Raw genomic sequence first — 8,647 nt, forward strand, 5'->3', positions numbered from 1 at the left:
AAGTCTGTCCGTTTCTTCTAGCTGATTACCTGAAAGTTCCCGTTTTAGACCAGCGATGATAAACTGCCAAGAAGCATCTATGTCAAAAAAATTACTATTATTCCAACCTCTGCGTATTATCTTTATTGCCCTCACTGTTGGACTTGTTGGGTGTAATTATGTCGGTAATTTGTTTAATTCGCCTGCTATAACCACTGAATCTTCGGGTGAATCAAACAAGAATCTGCCTAAAGTTGTTGCTACCAATAGTGTAATTTGTGACTTAGTAAAACAGGTAGCAGAAAAGACAGTTAATCTGACTTGCTTAATTTCTCCTGGTGTCGATCCTGATCGCTATCAACCAAAAGCAGGCGATCGCCAAGCCATAGAACAAGCCAAAATAATTTTTTTTAATGGATATAACTTTGAACCAACAAATTTATTTAAATTAATTAAAGGTAGTAAAAACGGCGCAGCTAAAATAGCAGTTGCTCAACGTGCAGTTCCCAAACCATTGCTGTATAGAAAAAATGGCAAGTTAGTATCTAATCCTTATGTTTGGCATCATCCAAAAAATGGCATCAAGATGGCAGAGGTAATTAGTGCTAACTTAAGTAAAGCCATACCTGACAATGCTTTCTTATATGGAAGAAATACACAAAAAATCAAAAAACAATTAAACCAGTTGGATGTATGGATTAAGTTACGTATTGATAGTATTCCAGCTAAAAATCGTAAATTTGTTGCAACTAATGATGATGCAATGATTTATTATACGAAAGCCTACAATCTTGCATCTATAAACGCTTTAGAAAAAATTAATAATGTTAAACCTACATCTGGAAGAATTAAAGAGGTAGTTCGAGAAATCAGAAGATCAACAGTGCCAACTATTTTTATAGATAGCACAAGTAACTCTAATGTTATTAATACAGTTGCCAAGCAAGCACAAGTGCAAGTTGCAGCAAGGCAACTTTTGGCTGAGAATTTGGGTAAACCAGGTGACAATGGAGATACTTACCAAAAAATGTTAACTGCTAATACTCGCACAATTGTTGAAGGTTTGGGTGGGACGTATTTAATATTTGAACCGCAAGCTGTAGCTAATAAAAATTAAGTTATATTATAATATTTAACTTTTTTAAAAATACATGAATTAGGGACGTACAACTGTACGGGAGCATTCCATTTTTTCAAACTTAACCTGGCGACTAGAAGTCGCGGCTATACTAGCAAACCTCTCTCCGCAGCCTAAAAATAGTCCGCGCAGGCGGAATTGGTTTGTGAGTCAGCGACGTCAGCGACTTCCAGTCTGCGGGGAATTTAAACATTTGGGATGCTCCCAAGCAGACTGGTTGATCTATTTGAGTTGTCTTTATACGACTTGTGCTATGAGCAAAGAGTTTAAACTCTTTGCTTTTCAAACAACCTCTAATATTTCTAATTTATCATTGATATTTTATTTGATCTCGCTATGACTAGCAAAAACAAAATGTTTACGGCGATTACCTTTACTGCTATCAGGCCATTCGACTAAATAATGCCCTTCTTCAAAATGAGCATCTACAATTGGATAAGTACCAGGTTTAATCTCTATACAACTTTCCTTTGGTAAATCTTTAACTTGTTCTGTTGAAGGCTTGAGGAAAGTAGGCGTTTTAATGATTAAATTGTGTGGTTTGCTAGTTGTTTGAGACTTGCCTATCAAACCTTTTGTAATTGCATCAGCCATTTTTTGAGCATTATATTTTGCCATATCAATTGGCGAATCGCAAAAGCAGCATTCAATCAAAATAGCTGGCATATCAGTATTTTTTAAAACGAAATAGTTAGCACTTTTAACTCCTCTATCTCTAAATCCTAGTCCAACAATTTCATCTAGAACTCTATCAGCAACTTCGCTGGCTTTTGGACTAATAGCGTAAACTTCTGTACCATTCGCTGTCCCATTAAATTTATTAAAATGAATCGAAACGTAAAAATCTACCTTTTCTCTGTTAGCTTTATTTGCTCTTTTACTCAGAGAGTCATTCAGGTCAGTAGCAGAACTAGGAGTACAATTAACAACTGTATGACCTGCTTTTTGTAAGTTTTGAATTACAATTTCGCCAACTGCTTTGGTTAAATCGTCTTCTTGCTTAATTCCTGTCGCGCCTATATCAGGTGGACAGTTGTGACCAATATCAATTCCAAATTTCATACTATAAACTCCTAAAGTGTGTGAAGTGGGACAAGTGTACTTGTTAAACTCGGAATCTTTTGTTTTGGGTATGCTTTATCACTACTTCACATTCAATAAGGGAGTTTTCGGAAAATAAAACAAAATTTGGATTTTATTTACTATAGCAATCCGTGTAGAAGTTGTGAAAATTGAGAAAATTAAATCCTCGACTTCTTTTAAGCAATTGGGGATCTTGTTGTTCACGAATGATTTAGGATTGCTATATAGCAGTCCGAATTAAAGGATGAGATGATACGTAGATTAAATATCAAAAATAAGAGTAAAATTTTATTCAGTCCTGGCGATTATAAATCACGGCTACACATACGAAACCCGCCTACGCGGGTTATTTTATAAAGTTCACTTAGGTAGACTTTATTTATGTAGTAGCGAATTTTATTTGCCAAATTGTTTCCAAGTTTCTCACGTTGGCGCAGCCTACCCAAAGGGCTTATGATTTAGGATTGCTATAGTAAATGACTAATTTATTTTCCACGCCATAAACGCTGTAATAACTTAAATATTCTCACCATCATTTCTTCTAACCACAACATAGTGCTATCTAACCATCCTAGAATTTGCTCTAATGGATGTTTGTCATAACCAATGGTTTTGGCTTTTATTTCGATCCAGTCTGGTTTTGCTTCTACTTCTGTAGTTTGCTGATGTTGCTGCTGAGAAATAGCAAATACTGTTTGTGTTGCAATAGATATTTTTTGAAATGTTGTTTGAGTAGAAGTGAGATCAGTTACTGGATTTTGCTTTTGTACCAATCGTTCTTTGGATTGTAATGTGAAACTTTGCAAGCGATGAATCAAGGTTTGCAGAGGATATCTTGCTGTTTGATTGCTAGGAAAAACTGAGTTTGAAATCGGAGAATTGCTAACTAAAGGATTTGTTTGATTTGAATTATCAAGAGATTTACCTATAATTTGAACATCACCAAAAATATCACTTTCACTCAGCCACAAGTCTATTAATTCATGACTTTGCATTTTAGAAGTTTTCTGTAACTTGTGGGATTTTCCAAATAGTTTTTTGTGATGATTGATTTGGAAACCTGAAGAAATTTGATTTTTGGATCTAGCCTGATCTAATTTTTTACTCTGACTTTCTCCAAAAAAGAAGTTGATTGCTGCCCAAATCAAATTTTGAATCTTTGATGTTGGATTATGGGAATTATCAAGGGTGGCTGTTGTTTGTTGATTAGTTGCTATTTGCTCTTTTCCATAAATAAATATTTGCAACTGAGTTTGCAAGATTTGGATGAGTTCACGGCTAGTATGAGAAATCGGCTCTAAAGCATTTGACTCTAACTTAGCAACAGTTGCATCTAATAAAGCTAGCGATCGCTTGGCATTTAATAAAGATAATTCTTCTGGATTTTGGTCTGTGTTCGGTGATAGTAGTGCTGGTGTTGTGTTTTTGTGATTACTACCAGTTAGCTTTGTGAGTAAGCGATTAATTTCACCAATTACGTTTGTTGTTTCTTCTTTAACTTGAGATAAGCGCCATTGACGCCAATAATTAGCAATTTCTGTAATAATATGCTCTTCTAACTTTTGTTGTTGTTGGGGCGTTAATATATCTAAAATTTCATTTTCTAGGGTAACGAGTACCAGTTGGCGATCGCACAATTGTGAGGCGATTCCCTGGATGTTAGATGATAAATCGAGATGTGGAGTAATTCTAAACCCTTGAGTCTTGAGTCTTGAGTCTTGAGTCTTGAGTCTTGATATAATTTGCAGATTCTCCACAACCTTTAGCACTTGCTGAATGGGGATATCGGATGCTGGGGGTGCTTCTGACTGAAAATCAGTATAATTTGCTATTTGTGGATTTTGTGTTTGCTCTCCAGTGGCTTGTAGTTGTTTACCAGCTGACTCTCGCGCTTTTTGAAGCAGTATAAATACGGGATAAGCTAGTGCTTCTAAAGACCAATTGGCAGCAACCTGTAGATGACGAAAGGTGCGCCCTACTCCTTCACTCCAACGTCGAGATTGTTTGTGAACGAAGTTAAAAAGTCTGCTTTGATAGCGTTCAGAGGAAGCAGAAGACATGGTAGTGAATTTTTGTTGAGAGCTTTGCTATTTATCCGATTTCCACTAAAAAATAAAGTGGTTGTTTGTTAGTAGGGGCGTAGCATTTGTACGAAGATATTTAGTTTTTAACAAAGATACCCATACAAATGCTTCACCCTTACAGTAGTTAGTAATTAACTACTAACCACTATCCACTAACATTCCAAGAGAAATACATTAATATTTACGCCATCAATAATAGCGAAAATATGACCTCTCCCGTATCGCCATCCAATACCAAAATTATCTCAGCTGCAATTGAGAAATTGCGCTCTTTTTGTCAAGAGAATATTCTCTCAAATTGGCGCTGTTTTGCAGGTGATTTGGCTGTGACTGATGTGAGTGCTTCTTCCTTGTCTGAGTGGACGCCTGTTGAGATTAATCCTAAAGGAAATATTGCTTGGGCTGGGGGACAAAAAGTTTTGTGGCTAGCACAAAAATTGGTGATTCCCCAAGACTTGCAGGGTTATGTGCTACAGGGTTTGTCTTTGCGACTGGCGTTGCTTTGGTGGGCGAATTCTGCCAAAATTTATGTGAATGGGGAGTTGGTGGGTGAAGGAGATTTGTTTGATTGTTCACCTCGGATTTTAGTTAGTCAGACGGTAAGATCAGGGGAAGAGTTTTTTATAACTATACGTTTGGTGAGTCCGGGACATTGTGATGGGGCGTTGGTGCGATCGCTTTTAGTTTATGAATCTACTGATGATCAATGTCGTGATCCTGGTTTTGTGGCTGATGAATTGGCGGTGACGCAGCGTTTTTTGCAAAAGTTTGCACCTGAGAGGTTGGATAGTTTGGCGGTGGTGGTGGATGAGGTGATGAACCGCACAGACGCGAAGAAACAGAGCAGAGAGTTTGATAATTCTCTGTTGTCATTGCGGGAGTGTTTAATTAAATCCAAAATCGAAAATCCAACATCAAAAATTTATCTGTTGGGTCATGCTCATTTGGATATGGCTTGGCTATGGCGTGTGAGTGAAACTTGGGAAGCAGCGCAGAGTACTTTTGAGTCGGTTTTAAGATTATACTCAGATTTTCCGGAGTTAATTTTTTGTCATTCGACACCAGCTTTGTATGCTTGGGTGGAGGAAAATCGCCCGGATTTATTTAGAGCCATTCAAGAAAAAGTTGCGGCGGAACTTTGGGAAATTGTCGGTGGTTTTTGGGTGGAACCAGAATTAAATTTAATTGCTGGTGAATCGATAGTCCGGCAATTATTGTATGGTCAGCGTTATGTGCAAGCAAAGTTTGGCAAGCTGGCGAGTATAGTTTGGGTTCCTGATACTTTTGGTTTTTGTGCGACTTTGCCACAGTTTATGCAGCAGTCTGGAATTGAGTATTTTGTGACGCAAAAGTTGCGTTGGAATGATACGACGAAGTTTCCTTACGGTGCTTTTTGGTGGCGTTCTCCTGATGGTAGCGAAATACTGAGTTTGATGTCCGCGCCTGTGGGTGAAGGTATCGATCCTGTAAAGATGGCTGATTATGCCATTGAATGGCAAACTCAAACTGGATTTACAGACTCGCTTTGGCTTCCTGGTGTCGGCGACCACGGCGGTGGTCCCACTCGTGATATGTTAGAAATTGCCCAACGCTGGCAAAAATCCCCTCTATTCCCCCAAGTAGAATTTACGACTGCTCAAAAGTATCTCCAACAACTGCAATCAACGAGTAATTCTCAAACATCAACCACTATCCCCATCTGGAATGATGAACTCTACTTGGAATTCCATCGTGGTTGCTATACTACTCACAGCGATCAAAAACGTTGGAATCGTCGTTGTGAGAATTTGTTGTACCACGCAGAATTGTTCAGTGCGATCGCCACGATTAAATGTGGAGTAAATTATCCAAAAGTGGAATTGGAAGCAGCTTGGAAGCAAATTTTGTTTAACCAGTTCCACGATATTTTACCTGGTTCCTCAATTACTGAAGTCTACGAGGATGCTTTAGTTGAGTGGCAGGAAGTGGAAAAGGTCGGTACGAAGATATTAGAGGAATCCTTGCGAGCGATCGCATCTCAAATTTCTTTCCCAACGCCACCACAACCAGATAGTTTACCTATAGTTGTCTTCAATTCCTTAAATTGGCAGCGTTCTGAGGTCGTGAGCGTTGGTTTACCCTCTACCACTGCACCCAATCAAGAATGGCAGATTTATGATTATTCTGGAAACAAACTCGTTTCCCAGTTGGGTGAAACTTCCACACTGCTGTTTTTAGCAAGGGATATTCCAGCAGTTGGCTACCGTGTTTTTTGGTTGTGTTCTTGTCAAGTAGAAAATGCACACAACAAAACCCAGTCTGAAGATACCAAATTAAGCTTGCAAAAGCAAGAACAAATTTCGTCAGAAAGATTGATTTTAGAAAATGAATTTTTGCTGATCATTATTGACGAGCAAACTGGTAATTTAGCGAGTGTTTTTGACAAGGTTAATAATAGAGAAGTTCTCAATCAAGCAGGCGGGAATCTATTACAAGCTTTTCAAGATAGTGGTCAATATTGGGATGCATGGAATATTGATCCCAATTATGCCCAAAATCCTCTACCATCAGCTACTCTGAAATCTATCCAATGTCTAGAACAAGGGCCAGTACAACACCGCTTGCGTGTGGTACAGCAACTTGGTAAATCAGAGTTTTGCTGTGATTACATTTTGCCAAGAGCTTCATCTGTGCTGAAAATTGCCATGAAGGTAGATTGGCAAGAAGAGCATATATTAGTGAAAGCAGCCTTTCCTCTTAATGTTGAAGCAGACTTTGCTACCTACGAAATTCCCTGTGGTGCAATTGCTCGTCCCACCAAACCCGCAACTCCAGCAGAAAAAGCAAAATGGGAAGTTCCCGCTTTGCGTTGGGCAGATTTGACGGAAGAAGTGAGGGACAAGGGGGACAAGGGGGACAAGGAAGAACTTTTCACCAATCCCCAATCCCCAATCCCCAATCCTTACGGTGTGAGTTTGCTGAATGATTGTAAATATGGTTATGATGCTCAACCAAATCAACTACGGCTAACACTTTTAAGAAGTCCTAATTGGCCTGATTCTCAAGCAGATAGAGGTGTACATGAATTTACTTATGCTTTGTATCCCCATGCTGGTGATTGGAAATCAGCCCATACAGCCCGACGCGGGTATGAATTAAATGTACCTTTGCAAGTAATTGTGTGTCCAATTAACCATCCTCAATCATCCAATGTTTCCGAATCTGTTGACCCAGAGGGGTTAGGAGTGAGTTTCTTAGATTTATCAGCAGAAAATTTAATTTTAATGGCATTTAAACAAGCAGAAGATGAGTCGCAAAAGTGGATTTTGCGTTGTTATGAGTGTCATGGAGAAACAGCCGAGTTGTCTTTGCAGAATGATTTGGGGCTGATTTTGGAGGGATCAGTCGATTTGTTGGAGCGTCCTTTGTCTATTAGTGAATCTGCATCTGTTTCAGAAAAATTAACGATACAACCTTGGAAAGTTGTTAGTTTTATGTTGCAACTTACAGGTGGCGCACCGTGACACCAAGTTGTCATAAACTGAGAACAACACTGGTGTCGTTGCGATCGCCTCTGTCACATAAACATGCAACTCTATTTTCAAATTAATCTTCATGATCCTCAAAGGGATCGCTCAACTGCTTAGAGGGCGGACCGAAAGCAGTGTAAATGGATAGCGCTGTGATGACGATCACAACTGCACCAACGGAAATGCTAAGAACTGTTGCGGGTTCCATAATTTAAAGATGGATTATGAGTGCTATTCTTATAGAATATTACAGAAGATTAAAAAATGCTTTGGCAACTATCTTAAGGTGAGATATGGCACAACGGACGCGGTTAGGAGATATCCTCAGACCTTTGAACTCTGAATACGGTAAAGTTGCCCCAGGTTGGGGTACTACTCCTGTGATGGCTGTTTTTATGGGCCTGTTTTTTGTGTTTCTGCTGATTATTCTGCAACTTTATAACAAGTCAATTATTATCCAAGATGTCAGAGTCGGTTGGTAGAGCTTTGTCTATTAACTGAATACATAAGCTTTACCTTCCATACCCGGTTAATCCGGGTTTTTTTGTCACCGCTACGCGAATTAAAACAATGCACTTACTTCATCATGATAATTGGTTTACTAGAGTTGACAGTCGCTTCGCTCCAAGTTAAAAGTAAAAAGTTAAAAGTTAAAAGGCACTCATAAAAAACTTCAGTTGTGGGTATCAAGCCCACTTAAACACTCATAATTTTACCGAGACACGTAGTGCAAGGTAAAAGGTGTCCTTTTTTTCAAGCCCACAGATTTATCAGTGGGAATTTTACTTTTTACTTTTTACTTTTTACTTTTTACTTTTTACTTTTTACTTTTTACTTTTTACTTGTTTTGACAA

General features: G+C 38.5%; 6 protein-coding genes. 3 read left to right on the forward strand and 3 right to left on the reverse strand.

Annotation, left to right across the window (positions count from 1 at the left end; translation table 11 throughout):
* The first annotated feature begins 79 nt into the window (after window positions 1-79).
* Window positions 80-1,096 (forward strand): metal ABC transporter solute-binding protein, Zn/Mn family, encoded by a 1,017-nt coding sequence (locus AC5JMK_RS25415; RefSeq protein WP_096678840.1) that lies wholly within the window; start codon window positions 80-82, stop codon window positions 1,094-1,096.
* 342 nt (window positions 1,097-1,438) lie between these two features.
* Here the strand turns inward: AC5JMK_RS25415 and AC5JMK_RS25420 are convergent, their stop codons facing one another.
* Entirely contained in the window at window positions 1,439-2,179 is a 741-nt protein-coding gene (locus AC5JMK_RS25420) for an N-acetylmuramoyl-L-alanine amidase (RefSeq protein ID WP_096675248.1), read from the reverse strand.
* A gap of 506 nt (window positions 2,180-2,685) precedes the next feature.
* Entirely contained in the window at window positions 2,686-4,260 is a 1,575-nt protein-coding gene (locus AC5JMK_RS25425; RefSeq protein ID WP_096675249.1) for a hypothetical protein, read from the reverse strand.
* A gap of 230 nt (window positions 4,261-4,490) precedes the next feature.
* Between AC5JMK_RS25425 and AC5JMK_RS25430 the strand changes: the two genes are divergently transcribed.
* The gene (locus AC5JMK_RS25430) at window positions 4,491-7,787 is read left to right on the forward strand and encodes an alpha-mannosidase (RefSeq protein ID WP_495911274.1); all 3,297 of its coding nucleotides are present in this window, start codon (window positions 4,491-4,493) and stop codon (window positions 7,785-7,787) included.
* Window positions 7,788-7,869: 82 nt separating this feature from the next.
* On the opposite strand, the gene psbN is transcribed toward AC5JMK_RS25430, so the two are convergent.
* A complete protein-coding gene (gene psbN / locus AC5JMK_RS25435; protein WP_016858682.1) occupies window positions 7,870-8,001 on the reverse strand; it encodes a photosystem II reaction center protein PsbN in 132 nt (43 codons plus the stop codon).
* Window positions 8,002-8,086: 85 nt separating this feature from the next.
* On the opposite strand from psbN, the gene psbH reads away from it, so the two are divergent.
* On the forward strand, window positions 8,087-8,275 hold the full coding sequence (gene psbH, locus AC5JMK_RS25440; RefSeq protein WP_016858681.1) for a photosystem II reaction center phosphoprotein PsbH: 189 nt from the start codon (window positions 8,087-8,089) through the stop codon (window positions 8,273-8,275).
* Window positions 8,276-8,647: the final 372 nt, after the last annotated feature.

The organism is Pelatocladus sp. (genome assembly GCF_059505505.1).